The sequence below is a fragment of the Leifsonia sp. 22587 genome (assembly GCF_052044215.1).
GTDB lineage: Bacteria > Actinomycetota > Actinomycetes > Actinomycetales > Microbacteriaceae > Leifsonia > Leifsonia shinshuensis_C.
In genome coordinates this window covers 485,009-501,219 of record NZ_JBQENB010000003.1, presented here as the reverse complement: position 1 = coordinate 501,219, position 16,211 = coordinate 485,009, and the positions used below count along the sequence as shown (strand labels likewise).

Here is a 16,211-nt window from a genome sequence, read left to right as displayed (position 1 = left end):
CGGTTCGGGGGCGAAACATTTGGCACAAATCGTGGTTATGAGCGGCCGATAACCGCGATTTGGCACAAATCGTGCGCCCGGCCGGACGCCACACGGTCAGCGCAGCGCGCGGATGCGGGCGATGCCGTCGCGGACAAGGGCGGGCAGGCCGAGTGGCTCGTCGGACGACACCCAGCGCTCGAAGGCCAGGTGGAAGGCGGCCAGCGCGGCCTGCGCGGCGATCGACGCCTCCACCGGGTCGACGCCGCGGTCCTGCAGGGCCCGGGCTGCGGCGGACCCGACCGTCGACAGCTTCAGCAGCTCGCGCTCCTGGAGGCTGGGGTTGGCCGCGATCACGGCGGCGCGGCGACGGGGGAAGTCGGGGTCCGGCTGGTTCTGGATGAAGCCGGCGGCCGCCTCGAATCCTGCGGCGGCCGCATCCAGCGCAGAGGCATCGGCCGGTGCGGCGGCGATCGCGGTGAGCACCCCCTCCTTGAACAGGTCGGACCCCGCGAACAGCACCTCGCGCTTGTCGGCGAAGTAGCGGAAGAACGTCCGCTCCGTCACGCCGGCGCGCGCGGCGATGTCCGCAACCGTCGTCTGCTCGTATCCGGGGTCGCCGTAGAGCTCGATCGCGGCGCCCGCGAGACGTTCGCGTGCTCCCGGTTCCCAGCGTCCCATGGGTTCCAGTGTAGTGATGACAGATGCTGACATGAATGCTATCGTCATGTCAGTGAGTGACGTCACTTACTGACATCACCCGATCGAAGGATTGAAGGGAGCGCATCATGCGCGTATTCGTCACCGGGGCATCCGGCTGGATCGGCTCCGCCGTCGTGTCCGAACTCGTTGCGGGTGGGCACGAGGTCGTCGGCCTCGCCCGCTCGGACCGGTCGGCAGAGGCCGTCCGTTCTGCCGGAGCCGAAACCGTCAGGGGAGACCTCGACACGCTCGACGTCCTGGCATCGACGGCGGCCTCCTCGGACGCCGTGGTCCACCTCGCGTTCAAGCACGACTTCAGCGACTACGCCGCATCCGGACGCACGGAGCGCGCTGTGATGGAGACGTTCCTCGACGTCCTCGACGGCTCGGGCAAGCCGCTGCTGTTCGCGTCGGGCGTGGCACTGATCAGCCCTGGCCGCGTGGTGACCGAGGAGGACGGGTCGCCCTTCAGCGGACCGGATGCGCCGCGCGGCGGCGTCGAACCCCTCGCGCTGGGAGCCGTGGACCGCGGCATCCGCCCGGTGGCCCTCCGCTTCGCACCGACGGTGCACGGCGACGGCGACCACGGCTTCATGGCCGAGCTCGTGCGGGTCGCGCGCGCGACGGGTGTCGCCGGGTACGTCGGCGACGGATCCGGCCGCTGGCCGGCTGTCCATCGGAGCGACGCGGGGCGCCTGGTCGCCCTCGCGCTGGCGCAGCCCGACGCCGCGCGGGTGGTGCACGCGGTGGCGGAGGAGGGCGTCCCGTCGCGCGCCATCGCCGAGGCGATCGGACGTGGTGCCGACGTACCCGTCGCGTCCATCGACCCGGCGGAGGTCGAGTCGCATTTCGGCTGGATCGGCGCCTTCTTCGGGCTCGACATCCCCGCTTCGAGCGCGCTCACGCGGCAGCGCCTGGGCTGGGAGCCCGTCGGCCCGACCCTCCTCGAGGACCTCGCGACGCCCTCCTACTTCGAGCGGGCGGCCGCAGCGGCGCGCTGAGCGCGAGCGGGGCACCGGCCGCCTGGCACCGGCGGGCGAGATTTGGCACAAATCGCGGTACTGGAAGCGCCATAACCGCGATTTGGCACAAATCGTGGATGCTGTGGCCGCTGTAGTGTCGGCGGTCTCGCGAAGATTTGGCACAAATCGCGGTATTGGGAGCGCCATAACGACGATTTGGCAAAATCTCTGGGGAAGCGCGGGCTCGCGTCACAGGAAGCTGGACATTCGTCACGAATGGCGGCGTGGGGTAGAGCAGAAGCGACATTCGGCACGAATCGCGGGGCCGACGCCACGCGCTCCGCGAATCGGGCGCGACACGCGCCAACGAGTCGCGAGCGGCTCCGTGGATCGGGCGTCATGCGCGACACGAGCTAGCAAGCCCTCAGCGAATGCGCGAATCGGGCATCACGCTGGCGAGTCGTGAGTAGATGCGCCAATCGGCGCCGAGTGGCGACGTGTAGTCACCACTCGGCGCCGAGGCGCGCGCGCGGGGCGCGCGGCGCGCGGGGTGCGCCCAGCGCCGCTCAGACCGGGCCGGCGGCCGGGCCGGTGCGCGGTGGCGCGGGCGGCGTCGCCGGGGGCGCGGCCGACGCGCCGGGCGGGGCGGCGGTCTGGCCGGGGTTCACCAGCACGTCGTCGAAGGTCGTCTTCTCCTCTGGAGTGCGCTGATCCCAGGAGGGGTGCCGGATCGCGTAGAAGATGAGCGGTGGCACGCCCAGGATGATGACGACGACCGCCACCAGCAGCGGGTACGCCCATCCGGGAGCCCCGGCCGCGAAGCCCGCGGGCGGCACGAAGCCGAGCGCGAAGGCGGCGAAGCAGGCGAGGAACCCGATCGTCGCGATCAGGCCCATCGCCGGGGTGCGGTACGTGCGGACGACCTGCGGATGCGTCCGCCGCAGCCGCATGGCCGCCGCGAACATCAGCATGTACATGATCAGGTAGAGCGCCGCGGCCATGTCCACCAGCAGGATGAACGCGGTGTTGATGTTCGGCACGAAGATGAACAGCGCCGCGAGCAGCGTCACCACGATGCCCTGCACGTTCAGGATGCCGACCTGCACGCCCGCCTTGTTCCGGCGCTGCAGGAACACCGGCAGGTAGCCGGAGCGGGCCGCGGCGAGGAGGCCGCGCGACGGTCCGGCGATCCAGGTCACGACCGACGCGAACGCGCCGAGGGCGATCAGCAGCGAGATCAGCGGGACGGCCCAGCCCATCCCCCAGGCGTCGAAGTACGTCTTGAACGCGAGGTTGATGCCGGTGGTCAGCCCGAGCTCCGACGACGGCACCGCGACCGAGATCGCGATGGTCGGGAAGATGAAGATGCCCAGGATGAGGATCGACGAGATCAGCACCGTCTTCGGGTACCCGCTGCCCGGGTTCTTCAGGTCGTTCGCGTGCACGGCGTTCACCTCCATGCCCGCGTAGGCGAGCACATTGGAGACGATGAGCACGATCGAGGCGATGCCGGTGAAGGGCGGGATGATCGCGGAGGCGGTCAGCGGCGTCTCGCTCGGGTGGCCGGTCCCGAGCCAGATGATCCCGAACAGGATGAGCAGCACGCCCGGGAAAATCGTTCCCGCCAGCCCTGACCACGACCCGACCTTCGCGAACAGGTTGCCGCCGCGGAGGGTGATGTAGGTCGAGAACCAGTAGATGACCAGGATGACGACCGCCGTGTAGAAGCCGGAGTTCGCCAGGTTCGGGTCGAGGAACACGAACGCCAGCGACGCCGCGATGAAGGCGATCTGCGTGGGATACCAGACCACGTTCTGCACCCACTGCAGCCAGATCGCCTGGAATCCCCACTTCTCGCCGAACGCCATCCGCACCCAGGTGAAGACGCCGCCCTTCCAGCCGGTCGCCAGTTCCGCGGCCACCAGCGCCACCGGGATCAGGAAGAAGATCGCCGGGATGATGAACAGCGTCACCGAGCCGAGGCCGAAGCCGGCCATGGCGGGGAGGCTGCGCAGCGAGGCGACAGCCACCACCGTCAGCATCGCCAGCTGCGTCAGACTCATGAACTTCGTTGCGGTGGTGCCCGGGGCACCGATGGCCGGCTTGTGCGGAACCGCGTCGAACGGATGCGGCTTCACGTGGTCGGGGGAAGGCGCCGACGTTCCGTCGGCCCGTGTCTGCCGAGCCTCGGCCTTGCCGGGCTCGCTCGTTGCCGTCATAATTCGCTCCCCGCTCGTCGATGAAGGTCAGTGGATGTGGCTCAGTGGATGACTCAGTGCGTGAAGGACTGGACCTGGCCCTCGACCGGCATCGGAGCCTCGAGGCGGTCCAGGTAGTCGGCGGCCTCGCGGATGTCGACCACCAGCGACTCGGCCAGGTTGCGGCTGAGCCCGTTGCGGACGACGATGCGCTGCACCGTGAGGTCTGCGATGTCGTCGGGCATCGGGTAGGCCGGGATGAGCCATCCCTTCAGGCGGAGCCGCTCGGACAGGTGGTAGAGGTTCCACTTGTCGGTGTGGCCCTTCTTCAGCTGCCAGGCGAAGACGGGGATGTCGGAGCCGTCGTTCCACAGCTCGAACGCCGGCATCTTGGCGATCTCGCTGGAGAGGTAGAGGGCGACATCCTGCGACGCCTTCTGGACGCGGTAGTAGCCGTCCCACCCGAGCCGGAGGAACAGGTAGTACTGCAGCAGCACCTGTGCGCCCGGGCGGGAGAAGTTCAGCGCGAACGTCGGCATGTGGCCGCCGAGGTAGGTCACATCGAACACGAGGTCGGAGGGCAGGTCGTCGACCGTGCGCCAGACCACCCAGCCGAGCCCGGGGTACACCAGGCCGTACTTGTGGGCGGAGGTGCTGATCGACACGACCCGGTCCACGCGGAAGTCCCACTCGAGGTCCTTCTGCAGGAACGGCGCGATCATCCCGCCGGAGGCGCCGTCGACGTGGATCTTGATGTCGAGTCCCGTGTCGGCCTGGATGCGGTCGAGCGCCTTCGAGATCTCCGCGACCGGCTCGTACATCCCGGTGTAGGTGACGCCCATGATCGCGACGACACCGATGGTGTTCTCGTCGACGTACTTCTCGAGGTCGTGCCCGTCGAGCACCTTGTGCTCGTCGCTGATGGGCACGTAGCGGGCCTCGACGTCCCAGTAGTTGCAGAACTTCTCCCAGCACACCTGCACGGCGCTCGACATGATGAGGTTCGGCTTGTCGGTCGGCTTGCCCGCGGCGCGCCGGGCCTGCTGCCACCGGCGCTTCAGGGCGAGACCGCCGAGCATGCACGCCTCCGACGAGCCGATAGTGGAGGTTCCGATCGCCTTCTCGGGGTCGGGAGCGTTCCACAGGCCGGCGATGATCTTCCAGCATCGCGTCTCGATCGCGGCCGTCTGGGGGTACTCGTCCTTGTCGATCATGTTCTTGTCGGCGGACTCGGCGTACAGCCGGGCGGCGTGGTCGTCCATCCAGGTGCCCACGAACGTCGCCAGGTTGAGGCGCGCGTTGCCGTCGAGCATCGACTCGTCGTGCACGATCTGGTAGGCCGTCTCGGGTAGCGACTCGCTGTCCGGGATGCGGTCGACGGGCAGGTCGGTGTCCTCACCGGGTCGGGCGAAGATCGGGTTCAGCTGGGTGCGGTCGTTGATGCCCGTGAAGGCGGTGCTGGGCGACGACGCTGCGGCGGACTTCTCTCCAGGCTCTGCGATGGTCATGGGTTCGTTCACTCCTCGCGGCACGTTCCCGGCTCGCGCGAGGTTCCCCCGGTCCGCCACCGCGTCGGCCGTGCCCTGGCCCGGCGTGGCACGGCACACGCTAATCACGCCCGTTGGGGCCGCGAAAGACAGTTCCCGGTGTCAGGATCCGGAGCGCTTGAGGGTGCCGATGGTGCTGCCGCCGGTGTCGAGGACGGTCATGGTGTCTCCCTTCACGTTGCCGGTCGCGGCCTTGCTCAGCCAGGTGTCGACGCCTTCGCAGTGCTTCATCGTGGAGGCGATCGCGCCGAAGGTGATCTCGTCGCCGTCGATCTGACCCTGGCCGCTCAGCTGGTTGCATCCGTCGCTCCCGGCGAACGTGCCGTCGTTCTGGATGTCGAGGTTGGGCTGACCGGACGACGTCGAGCCCCAGCGGCCGACGACCGCAGCGCCGCTCGGGGTGCCCGCGCACCCGGCGAGTAGAAGGACTGTGGCGGCGAGGACGGCCGCGGTGCGAGCTGTGGTGATGCGGTGGTGCTGGAGCATGGTGCCTCCCGGCTGATCCCCTGTCTTTGCGCGAAGGGTAGCGCCGGGCGCGGGCGGAGCGACAGACGTCACTCCGCAGGCGGGAGGTCCTCGGCCGGGAGGTCCTCGGCGTGAAGGTCCGCGGGCGGCCTGTCCGCGGGCGGCCTGTCCGCGGGCGGCCGGTCGGCGGGCGGCCGGTCGCCGAGCACCTCGTCCACGATGGCGAGGAGCTCCGGCCGGGCGAGGATGCGGAAGTGGCCGCCCACGTCCAGTTCGATGTTGCGGGCGCCGTCCAGCCGGCTGCCGCCGGGGACGTGCGGGTCGAACCAGCCCCACACGGACACGATCTGCGCGTTGACGGCGCGGCTGAGCGCGAGGCGGACGATGCCGGGGGTGTCGGGCATGAGGGCCCGCACGCTGGGCAGCGGGATGAAGCGGGCGAGCGACGAGCCGGCGTACGGGGTGGCCACGGTGACAGCGGTGCGGATGCGCGGCCCGGAGTCGGGCATCCCCATCAGGTACTTGGCGACGAGCCCGCCCTTGCTGTGGGCGACGATGACGACGTCGGCCAGGTCGTGCTGCTCGAGGTGACGGTTCACGAGTGCCGCCGCCTCGGGGACTGACATGCGGTTGTCCTCGAGCGCGGTGACGACGTGCACCGGGTGCCCGGCGGCGTGGATGTGCTGGGTCAACGGGCGCAGGAAACGCCAGGTCTCGAAGATCCCGGGCAGCAGGACGACCGGGGCCTTGTGCCCCGCGCCCGCGACGAGCGCGTCGGGCGTGCTGCGGTCGAGCAGGGCACGCAGCTGGTAGCGGCCGGCGTAGAGGTAGTCGAGCACCACCACGCCGGCGCGCCGCAGCAGGGTGCGTTTCATCGTGTCGTGTCTCGTTCCGGCATCGCGTCTCGGACCGGCGCCGCGTCCGCTTGCTGCGAGGCGTCGCTTCCGGGCGCTGCGACCAGGCTCGCGATGAGCTCGGCCGTGCGCCACGGCGCCCCGTGCATCACGAGGTGCGCGACGCCGGGCACCCGCGCGGCCCCGCCCCCGGAGCGCTCGGCGAGCGCATCCACCCAGGCGTCGCGGGCGATCGGGTCGCGCCCGCCGCGCACCACGAGGGTGGGGACGTGCACCCGCTCGATCTCCTGTTCCGTCTCGTAGCCCAGCATGGCGGGGAGCGTCGCCAGGTACCAACGGACGCCGCAGTGCAGGTAATCGCCGATGACGATGCGGTTGCCGCGCGCGTCCTCGCGGAGCGTGTCGAGGCCGAGCAGCGCACCGGCGCGGAGCGGATTGCGGTCGTCGGGCGCCATCACGGGTCCGAGCAGGGCGAGGGCGCGGACGAGGTCGGGGCGCCGGTCGGCCAGGCAGACGGCGACCTGCGTTCCCATCGAGTGCCCGACGATCACCGCTTCGGACACGCCGAGGCCGTCGAGCGCCCGGGCGACGGCGTCCGCGAACTCCTCGATGGAGAAACCGAGCCTCGGGCGCAGCGGGCGCGCCTTGCCGAAGCCCGGCAGGTCGACCGCGATCACGCGTCCCTCCTCGGCGAGCGCCGGCACCAGCCGCTCGAAGTACCGGGAGCTCACGCCGATGCCGTGCACCAGCACGAAGACGGGTCCCGCGCCGGCACTGGCACCGGCGTCACCACTGCGACCGGCGTCGCCACCGGTGTCCACCGTGACCACGGCTGCGGGTGTCGGCAGGGGGTCTCGGTCGGCGCTCACCCTCCCACGGTACTCACCCGCGGTCACGCCGCCTCACGCCGACGGGTCGAGGACGGTCTTCAGCCATCCCTCCTCGCGGCGGTCGAAGCTGCGGTACGCCTCCAGCGCGTCCGTCGCCCCGACCTCCTGCGTGATGAAGCGCGTCGGATCGAACAGCCCGGCGGCCACCAGGTCGATCAGCGGTGGCGTCACGGCGCGGTGGTTGCAGTTGCCCATCCGGACGGTGAGGTTCTTGTTCATCGCCGCGCCGATCGGGTAGTGCGTGAGCTGCGGCGAGTACACGCCGATGATGCCGATGCGCCCCGCCTTCGCGACGGACTCGACGGCCCACTGCGAGACGAGGGTCGGCGCATCCCCCGGAACCCACTGGTCCCCCTGCACGTTCGTCTCGGGAGCGACCTCCTGCTGGGCCTCCTGGAACTCCGGCTCCTGCTCCTGTGTCTGCTCGGCTGCCGGCCCGCTCTTCGGGCGCTGCGCATCCACGCCGACGGCGTCGATCACCGCGTCGACACCGGCGCCGCGCGTCAGCTCGAGGATGGCGTCGACCGGCGCCTCGGCGTTGAAGTCGATGATCTCGGCGTTCTGATCGAGCGCCTGAGCGAGGCGGGTCTCGATGCCGTCGACCGCGAACACGCGGCCGGCGCCCTGGCGGAACGCCGAGGCGATCGCGAGCTGACCCACGATGCCCGCACCGAAGACGGCGACGGTGTCGCCGCGCTTCACGCCGGCGAGCTCCGCACCGAACCACGCGGTCGGGAAGATGTCCGACAGCAGGATGGCCTGCTCGTCGCTCACCGCGTCCGGCAGCGGGATGAGCGTGTGCTGCGCCCACGGCACGCGGGCGTACTGCGCTTGAAGCCCGTTCACCGGGCCGGTCGTCTCCGGACCGCCGAAGAACGACGTGCCCGCGGCCGGTCCGTTGGGATTGGCGACGTCGCATTGCGCCGTGTTGCCCGCGCGGCACTGCGGGCACACCCCGCAGGAGATGGTGGAGCACACGATGACGCGATCGCCGGGCGAGAAGCCGCGCACGGCATCCCCCACCTCTTCGACCACGCCGACGGCTTCGTGACCGAGCACCGTGCCCGGCTTCATGCCCGCCATCGTGCCGCGGATCATGTGCAGGTCGGTGCCGCAGATCGCGCTCGTCGTGATGCGGACGATCGCGTCCGTCGGCTCCTGGATGGTGGGGTCGGGTACATCGTCGAGCCGGATGTCCCCGACTCCGTGCCACACGATCGCCTTCATGTTCTCTCCTCCCGGTCGTTTCTCCAGACTGGCGCGACGGTACGCGCGACGGGCGGGGGTTCAGGAACCCGTTGAAAACCCGCGCAAGAGGCGTAGCTGTGGAGGGGAAGTACTAGCCCCACTCGCAGCGGAAGGAGTACCACAGGATCATGCCCGCTTCACAGGAGCTCCCCTCGACGCTCGAACGATCGGAGAAGCACGCTCAGGCGCTCTGGTCGAAGGCGCACGACTCGGCCGTGAAGGAGTACGGCGAGGGCGAGCGCGCCCACCGCACCGCGTTCTCCGCCCTCAAGCACGAGTACGAGAAGGTCGGCGACCACTGGGAGCGCAAAGCGAAGAACGGCCCGTCCGACCGCAAGGCGGCGGGCGGACGCGGCACGCGCGCGAAGACGCAGGAGGGCGTGGATGCGAACGCCTCGAAGTCCCACCTGCTGGACGTCGCCAAGCGTCTGGACATCTCGGGCCGCACCCGCATGACCAAGGACGAGCTGGTCGACGAGATCAAGAAGGCGAACCGCCGCGAGACGGCGGCGAAACGGAAGAAGAGCTGACATGGGCGATGTGATCGCGTTCATCCTGTGCTTCCTGCTGTTCCTGGTGGGGATCTTCCTACTGGGACTGGCGGACACCCTCCCGGCGTTCCAGGGCCTCGTGTTCTTCGCGGGCATCCTGTGCATCGCGCTGTCGTTCGGCATCCCGGTGCACGTGCTGGGACACGCCGACTGAGGGTTGCCCGGCAGGGTGTGCAGGACGCTCGCGATCACGGGACGCCCGGGGTAGCGTGGAGCGATGGCTGACTTCACCCGGCTGCACAGCCGGACGTCGGAGCCGGCGGAGGCCGATGCACTTCTCGCCGCCGCGGGCGGCCGGTTCGCGTTCGCCTCGGAGCCCGACGGCGGCTTCTCGTTCGCGGTCGATCAGGCGGTCGACCCGTCGTTCTCGATCGGCCAGTTCAGCATCGGCGGCGAGTGGGAGGCGTCCGGCGACTTCGACGACATCGTCATCGTCAATGTGACGCGCGGCAGCTATCTCTGGGACATCGACGGGAAGCGGGGCGTCGCACCCGGTTCGCCGTTCCTCATCCGGCCCGGGCACGACTTCACCTGCTTCGCCGAGGATGCCGACATCGTCGACATCTTCCTCCCGCCGGCGATGCTGCAGGATGTGGCGCGCACCACGTACGGGGACGAGGACCTGACCGTGGTGTTCGACGGTCCGGAGACGACCAGTCCGCGCCACGCCGCCTACATGATGACCGCCGCGACGGTGGCCGCCGAGTACGTGCAGTCGGGCACGTTCCGCCACCCGCTGGTGCGCGCGAGCCTGTTCCACACCCTCTCGATGGCGGCGCTGCAGTGCTTCCCGCTCAACGGCGACCCGCGGGAGCGGCCGTTGAGCCCCGCCGGTCAGCGCGAGACGTACCGCGCCGCGGTCCGCTTCATCGAGGACCACGCGTCGCTCCCGATCACGGTGACGGATATCGCGGGCGCGGTCGGCGCGACGATCGCCCAGCTGAACTCCTCGTTCCGGTCGCACGGCGGCACCAGCGCCCGCGCCCACCTGCAGACGGTCCGGCTGTCGGCGGCGCGGACCGACCTCCTGGTCTCCGACCCCGTGACCACCGATCTGACCGACCTGGCCGCGCGGTGGGGGTTCCCCGACGCGGACCGGTTCGCGCGCCGCTACCGTGAGCAGTACGGAGAGGCGCCTGCGGCGACTCTCGCGCGCTGATGCGCAGTCCACGGCGCTGACGAAGGAGTCGTCCGGGTTCGTAGAATCCCCGGATGGATGTGCGGCGCCCCTTCGCCCTGCTGTGGATCTCGCAGGCGCTCTCGCAGTTCGGGACGAGCGTCTCGTCGCTGGCGTACCCGCTCCTCATCCTGGAGCTGACGGGATCGGCGGCGCAGGCCGGTCTTGTCGGCGCGGTGGTCGCCGTCGCGGGACTGGTGACACGCCTTCCCGCGGGGTCGTTGGCCGACCGGCGGCCGCCGCGCCCGCTCATGCTCGCTGCCGACGCCGCCCGGGCGATCCTCCTCGCCGTGCTCGGCGTGTCCGTCTCCGCCGGGCTGGCGGGTATCGGGCCCGTGCTGGTCGTCGTCGGCCTCGAGGTCTGCGCCGGAGCGGTGTTCGGGCCGGCCGAGTTCCGTCTGCTCCGCGCGATCAGCGCACCGGAGGAACGGGCCATCGCGGTCGGGCGGATGCAGTCCCGCTCCCAGCTGGCCGGGCTCCTCGGACCGCTGGCGGGAGGGGTGCTCTTCGGGATCGCGCCCTGGCTGCCGTTCGCCGTCGACGCGCTGAGCTACGCCGCCTCGTTCGCCCTGGTCGCGGCACTGCCGAGGTCGGCGTCCTCGGTGGACTCCGGTGCGGCCGTCGTCCCCGACCGAGAACGGAGGTCCGCCTGGCGCTGGCTGCGTCGCGACGGCTTCCTCCTCCCCGCCGCCCTGTGGGTCGCCGCTCTGACCGCGACCTTCTCGGCGGTCGGCCTCATCGTGATCGTCGTCGCCCAGGACCGCGGGGCGGGCAGCGCAGCCATCGGTCTGATGTCGAGCATCAGCGCCGCCGGAGGCCTGGCGGGCGCGCTGCTCACCCCGGCCATCCAGCGGCGGCTCCGGCCCAGCGCGGTCTTCCGCCTCGCCGCGCTCGTCGACACCGCCGCCACCCTCGCCCTGCTGCCCCTGCAATCACCGGTGCTGATCGGGGTCGCGGGGGCGGTCGCCTTCTTCTCCGCGCCCGTCGTCGCGGCGTCGCTGTTCGGGGAGGTGTCCGTGCGCGTCCCCGACGCGCTCGTCGGGCGTGTGCAGTCGAGCATGGTGCTGGTGGTCGGGCTGCTGGCGCCGGTGACGCCGGTGCTCGCGGGGCTCGTGCTCGACCGCTCCGGCTCGACCGGCGGCATCATCGCCTGCGCGACGGTCTTCGCCGGGCTCACGGTCGTGTCGCTCGTCCTCCCCGCGTTCCGGCGTGCCGCGGCGGACGCGCGCTGATGTCAGCCCCCTCCCGGAGCAGCGGCCCGCGGTGTACCGAGGAGGTATGGATCACGACGAAGCCCCCGTGCTGGACGCCCTCGCCGACTACCACCGCCTGGATCGCTACGGCTTCACGCCGCCCGGCCACCGCCAGGGCCGCGGCGCTGACGAGCGGGTGAACGCGGTCCTCGGCGGAGCGCTCCGGGAGGACGTGCTCGCGACCGCGGGGCTCGACGACCGGAAGTCGTCCAACGGCTACCTCTCGAAGGCCGAGGAGCTGATGGCCGACGCGGTCGGGGCCGATCGTGCGTTCTTCTCCACGTGCGGCAGCTCGCTGTCGGTGAAGGCGGCCATCCTCGCCGTCACTCGCGGCGAGGGCGAGCTGATCATCGGACGTGACGCCCACAAGTCGACCATCGCCGGCCTCGTCCTCTCCGGCCTCCAGCCGCGGTGGGCGTCGCCCCGCTACGACGAGGAGCAGCACATCGCGCATCCACCCGGACCCGACGAGTTCGAGCGGATGTGGCAGCGCTACCCCGACGCGTCGGCCGCCGTCGTCACCAGCCCGACGCCCTACGGCACCTGCGCGGACCTCCGCGCGATCGTGGAGGTCTGCCACTCCCGCGGCAAGCCGGTGATCGTCGACGAGGCGTGGGGCGCGCACCTGCCGTTCCACGACGACCTGCCGACGTGGGCGATGGATGCGGGCGCCGACATCTGCGTCGTCAGCGTGCACAAGATGGGCATCGGCTTCGAGCAGGGTTCGGTCTACCACCTGCAGGGATCGCTGGTCGACCCGGTCCGGCTGTCGCAGTGCGCCGACGTTCTCGCCACGACGAGTTCGAACGTGCTGCTCTACGCCGCGATCGACGGCTGGCGCCGCCAGATGGTGCAGCACGGCACCGAACTGCTGACGGGCGCGCTGGCGCTGACCGAGCGGACTCGCGCGGCGATCGAGCGCATCCCGGGGCTGCACGTGCTGCGGGATGAGCTGCTCGCCGAGGAGGCGTCGCACGACCTCGACCCGCTGCACGTCCTGATCGACGTGCAGGAGCTCGGCGTCTCGGGCTACCAGGTGGCGGACTGGCTGCGCGCAGAGCACCGGCTGGATGTGGGCATCAACGACCACCGGCGCGTGGAGGCGGTGATCTCGACCGCCGACGACGAGCAGACGACGAAGCGGCTCCTGGACGCGCTCGAGGCCCTGCCTGACGCTGCGGAGTCGATGCCCGCACCGAGCCCGGTGTCGCTGCCGTCGAAGGCCGACCTCCGGCCGGTCATGGCGTCCCTGCCCCGCGACGCCTTCTTCGGCCCGGTCGAGACCGTGCCTGCCGGCGAGGCCGCCGGTCGCATCGCCGCCGAGCAGGTGACGCCCTACCCGCCGGGCATCCCGGCGCTGCTGCCCGGCGAAGTGATCAACAGCGCGGTCGTGGACTACCTGCGCACCGGGCTTGCGGCGGGAATGGTCATCCCGGATGCGGCGGACGCGAGCCTCGAGACTTTCCGAGTGGCCCGGAGCCTGCCGCATCCGGAGTGACCGTCACTCCTTGTTGAGCTTGTCCTGGACGGCGCCGGCGACCTTCTCGACGGTGTTGGGCAGCTCCGTCGTCCCGTAGAACCGGGAGTCCGGGTGCGTGGGCGGCGGCATCGGGACCGTGGCCTGCGGCCCGTCGAGGTAGGTGAACTCCCCCTTGCCGTCGGGGGTCGGACCGCTCGCCCAGCGTCCCTCGGCGGCCGCCGCGCCGTCCGAGAAGTTGATGTACTCGTACGCCACGTCGCGGTCCTCCTTGCTGAGCGGGAAGTTGCTCGGGACCGGCAGGTCCTCGGTGCCCTCCTCCCGCAGCTCTGCGGCGGCGGCGATCCACTGGTTCTGGTGCATCGTGTCCCGGGCGAGGAGGAACGAGAGGAGGTCCCGCACCCCTGCGTCGTCGGTCATGTGGTAGAGCCGGGCGACCTGGAGACGGCCCTGCATCTCCGCGTTCGCGTTGGCGGTGAAGTCGGCGAGCAGGTTGCCGCTGGCGGTGATGAAGCTGCCCTGCCAGGGGTTCCCGTTGCTGTCGACCGGGCGCGCTCCCGCGCCGGCGACAATGGCGTGCTGCACATCGGTCCCGCCCACGACGGCGGCGACGACCGGGTCGTCCTGGACGGCGTCCTCCGTGATCCCGAGCGGGGACTTCTCCAGCAGCTGGGCGATCATGACCGCCAGCATCTCGACGTGACCGAACTCCTCGGCCCCGATCCCGTACAGCAGGTCGCGGTATTTGCCCGGGATGTGGGCGTTCCATGCCTGGAAGCCGTACTGCATCGCCACAGTGATCTCGCCGTACTGGCCGCCGAGCACCTCCTGCAGTTTGCGTGCGTAGACCGCGTCCGGCTTGTCCGGCTTCGCGGTGTGCTGCATCTCCTGACGGTGGAAGAACATTCGCGGTTCCCCTTTCTGGTTGGTGCTTCCAGAGGAGCCCCGGAATCGGGATGACCCCAGCCGTTGACAGTCCGGTGGGCCGGGCGATTAATGGGCGTCAGTTTCGTGCCCGCGATTTAGCCGCGCCTGCTGGGTAGCTGGTCCCCGATCGGATGTCCGGAAGACCGTAGGGGGAAGCAGTGCAGACCGGCGAGCTCACCGCTGTCCGCGTCCTCGAGGGGCCGCGCGTGCGTCTCGTGCCGCTCGGTCCCGAGCACTTCGACAGCGTCTGGAAGGGACTCCACGACGCCGAGAGCATGCGGTTGACCGGCACCCGCGCCCGGTTCACGGAAGCAGCGGTCGCGGCGCATCTCGCCCGCATCGGCGCCGCGGACGACCGCGCCGACTGGGCGATCCTGGATCGGTCCACCGGCGACTACCTGGGCGAGATCGTGCTGAACGAGCTCGACGAGGACAGCGCCTCCATGAACACCCGCATCGCACTGGCGCCGGGGTTCCCGGGCCGCGGGTACGGCACGGAGGCGATGACCGTGATGCTGGACCACGCGTTCGCGGAGATCGGCCTGCACCGGGTGGGGCTGGACGTCTACGCCTTCAACCCGCGCGCGCTCCGCTCCTATGAGAAGGCGGGGTTCGTGGTCGAGGGACGGCAGCGCGACACCCTGCTGTGGGAGGGCGAGTGGACGGACTCGATCCTGATGTCGGTGCTCGCCACCGACCCGCGCCCGACGTTCCGCTGACGGGTCTGCGGGCGCGACTGTGGGAGCGACTGCGGCGTCCTGTCACGTCTGCGGCTGCGCGCGCGGGCGCAGACGTGACGGGACGCGGCAGACGCGTCGCGAGCGCGGGTCAGGCGCGCGGGCGCAGGCCCGGCGCGAGCGGCAGCAGCGCCGCGACGACGGAGGCGGCGGTCGCCGCGACGAACGGCCCGGGCGCGCCCAGCGCATCCCCCAGCACGCCGGCCACGGCCGTCCCGGTCGCGCCGCCAACCAGCCCCGCGGTGTTCAGCCAGCCGAACGCCTCCGGGGTGGATGCCTCCGGCAGCGCCGCGGACACCATCGCGTACAGCGCGGCGAGGGACGGGGCGAAGCCCAGCCCCGACAGGAACAGCACGGCGTAGAGCAGCGGGATGCCGGGCACCAGTCCCGCGGCGGCCGTCGCCACCGCCACCCCGCCGAGCACCGCGGCGAGCCCTCGCGGCCCGATGCGGCGGTGGCCGAACGCGACGCCGCCGATCAGCGAGCCGAGGCTGGACACGGCGATCGCGAGGCCGGCGAGGATGCTGTCGCCGGCGAAGCGCGCGATCAACGCGATCTCGAGCGCGGCGAAGGACGCGATCAGCGCGAAGCTCGTCGCCGCGGCGAGCCTCACCGAGCGGGTCAGCAGCACGGTCCCCGGCCGGGTCGGGTTGCGCGGCAGCCGCACGCCCGCGATGTGCGGGGTGAGCAGGAACCACACCGTTCCGCCGAGGGTCACGGCCGCGGCGAGGATCAGGGGCGCTCGCGTCGACACCGTGCCGCTGAGCAGGGTGGCGACGACCGGGCCCGTGATCCAGATCAGCTCCTGGGCCGACGTGTCGAGCGCGAACAGCGCGGGCACCGCGCGACGCGGAACCAGACGCGGGTACAGCGCGCGCACTACCGGCATCAGCGGGGGCACCGAGCATCCGATCATCGCGCCGAGCAGCACCATCAGCAGCGGGAGGGGCGGCCCGAAGGCGAGCAGCAGCATCCCCGTGGCGTTCACGACCGCCGCGACGAGAACCGGCGGGCGGATGCCGAACACCCCCACCGAGCGGCTCACCAGCGGCATCGCCACCGCCTCGCCGACGCTCACCGAGGCGACCACGAGACCCGCCAGGGCGTACGACCCGCTGGCCTGACGCACGTGCAGCAGCACCGCGAGCGACAGCATCCCGAGCGGGAAGCGCGCCACCAGCTGCGAGACCGTGACGCGCAGGACGCCGGGGACGCGGACGAGCTCCAGGTACGTCCGCACCCCG

At 70.9% G+C, this 16,211-nt stretch carries 16 protein-coding genes; 7 read left to right on the top strand and 9 right to left on the bottom strand.

The window, feature by feature from the left end; all coding sequences use genetic code 11:
* Nucleotides 1-96 precede the first annotated feature (96 nt).
* Complete coding sequence (locus ACTJI1_RS14635) at nt 97-660, bottom strand: TetR family transcriptional regulator (RefSeq protein ID WP_440743204.1); 564 nt, start codon at nt 658-660, stop codon at nt 97-99.
* A gap of 107 nt (nt 661-767) precedes the next feature.
* Between ACTJI1_RS14635 and ACTJI1_RS14630 the strand changes: the two genes are divergently transcribed.
* A complete protein-coding gene (locus tag ACTJI1_RS14630) occupies nt 768-1,682 on the top strand; it encodes an SDR family oxidoreductase (protein WP_440743203.1) in 915 nt (304 codons plus the stop codon).
* A 527-nt stretch (nt 1,683-2,209) separates the two neighbouring features.
* On the opposite strand, the gene ACTJI1_RS14625 is transcribed toward ACTJI1_RS14630, so the two are convergent.
* The 6 genes from ACTJI1_RS14625 to ACTJI1_RS14600 all read right to left on the bottom strand — a co-directional run bounded on the left by ACTJI1_RS14625 (nt 2,210) and on the right by ACTJI1_RS14600 (nt 8,824).
* Complete coding sequence (locus ACTJI1_RS14625) at nt 2,210-3,862, bottom strand: amino acid permease (RefSeq protein ID WP_440743202.1); 1,653 nt, start codon at nt 3,860-3,862, stop codon at nt 2,210-2,212.
* Nucleotides 3,863-3,915: 53 nt separating this feature from the next.
* Nucleotides 3,916-5,349, bottom strand: a complete 1,434-nt coding sequence (locus ACTJI1_RS14620) for a glutamate decarboxylase (protein WP_310132230.1) — start codon at nt 5,347-5,349, stop codon at nt 3,916-3,918.
* 141 nt (nt 5,350-5,490) lie between these two features.
* On the bottom strand, nt 5,491-5,874 hold the full coding sequence (locus ACTJI1_RS14615) for an META domain-containing protein (RefSeq protein ID WP_310132232.1): 384 nt from the start codon (nt 5,872-5,874) through the stop codon (nt 5,491-5,493).
* A gap of 68 nt (nt 5,875-5,942) precedes the next feature.
* A complete protein-coding gene (locus ACTJI1_RS14610) occupies nt 5,943-6,728 on the bottom strand; it encodes a PGAP1-like alpha/beta domain-containing protein (RefSeq protein WP_440743201.1) in 786 nt (261 codons plus the stop codon).
* Nucleotides 6,725-7,576 carry an alpha/beta fold hydrolase gene (locus ACTJI1_RS14605; protein WP_440743200.1) on the bottom strand — a complete coding sequence of 284 codons (852 nt, stop codon included), beginning with the start codon at nt 7,574-7,576 and terminating at the stop codon, nt 6,725-6,727. Before ACTJI1_RS14605 ends, ACTJI1_RS14610 begins: the two co-directional genes overlap by 4 nt.
* A gap of 33 nt (nt 7,577-7,609) precedes the next feature.
* A complete protein-coding gene (locus tag ACTJI1_RS14600) occupies nt 7,610-8,824 on the bottom strand; it encodes a zinc-dependent alcohol dehydrogenase (RefSeq protein ID WP_440743199.1) in 1,215 nt (404 codons plus the stop codon).
* A gap of 149 nt (nt 8,825-8,973) precedes the next feature.
* Here ACTJI1_RS14600 and ACTJI1_RS14595 point away from each other — a divergent pair, with 149 nt between their 5' ends.
* From ACTJI1_RS14595 to ACTJI1_RS14575, 5 genes are all read left to right on the top strand, one after another.
* The gene (locus ACTJI1_RS14595; RefSeq protein ID WP_440743198.1) at nt 8,974-9,375 is read left to right on the top strand and encodes a ChaB family protein; all 402 of its coding nucleotides are present in this window, start codon (nt 8,974-8,976) and stop codon (nt 9,373-9,375) included.
* A 1-nt stretch (nt 9,376) separates the two neighbouring features.
* Entirely contained in the window at nt 9,377-9,550 is a 174-nt protein-coding gene (locus ACTJI1_RS14590) for a hypothetical protein (protein ID WP_310132241.1), read from the top strand.
* A gap of 63 nt (nt 9,551-9,613) precedes the next feature.
* On the top strand, nt 9,614-10,555 hold the full coding sequence (locus ACTJI1_RS14585) for a helix-turn-helix transcriptional regulator (protein WP_440743197.1): 942 nt from the start codon (nt 9,614-9,616) through the stop codon (nt 10,553-10,555).
* Nucleotides 10,556-10,608: 53 nt separating this feature from the next.
* Nucleotides 10,609-11,805 carry an MFS transporter gene (locus ACTJI1_RS14580; RefSeq protein WP_440743196.1) on the top strand — a complete coding sequence of 399 codons (1,197 nt, stop codon included), beginning with the start codon at nt 10,609-10,611 and terminating at the stop codon, nt 11,803-11,805.
* 46 nt (nt 11,806-11,851) lie between these two features.
* Complete coding sequence (locus tag ACTJI1_RS14575; RefSeq protein ID WP_440743195.1) at nt 11,852-13,324, top strand: aminotransferase class I/II-fold pyridoxal phosphate-dependent enzyme; 1,473 nt, start codon at nt 11,852-11,854, stop codon at nt 13,322-13,324.
* A gap of 3 nt (nt 13,325-13,327) precedes the next feature.
* Here ACTJI1_RS14575 and ACTJI1_RS14570 read toward each other — a convergent pair whose 3' ends face one another.
* Nucleotides 13,328-14,209, bottom strand: coding sequence for a manganese catalase family protein (locus tag ACTJI1_RS14570; protein WP_440743194.1), 882 nt, complete (start codon nt 14,207-14,209; stop codon nt 13,328-13,330).
* 179 nt (nt 14,210-14,388) lie between these two features.
* Here ACTJI1_RS14570 and ACTJI1_RS14565 point away from each other — a divergent pair, with 179 nt between their 5' ends.
* Nucleotides 14,389-14,949, top strand: coding sequence for a GNAT family N-acetyltransferase (locus ACTJI1_RS14565; protein WP_440743193.1), 561 nt, complete (start codon nt 14,389-14,391; stop codon nt 14,947-14,949).
* A 109-nt stretch (nt 14,950-15,058) separates the two neighbouring features.
* On the opposite strand, the gene ACTJI1_RS14560 is transcribed toward ACTJI1_RS14565, so the two are convergent.
* Nucleotides 15,059-16,207 (bottom strand): MFS transporter, encoded by a 1,149-nt coding sequence (locus ACTJI1_RS14560; protein WP_440743192.1) that lies wholly within the window; start codon nt 16,205-16,207, stop codon nt 15,059-15,061.
* Between the last annotated feature and the right edge of the window lie 4 nt (nt 16,208-16,211).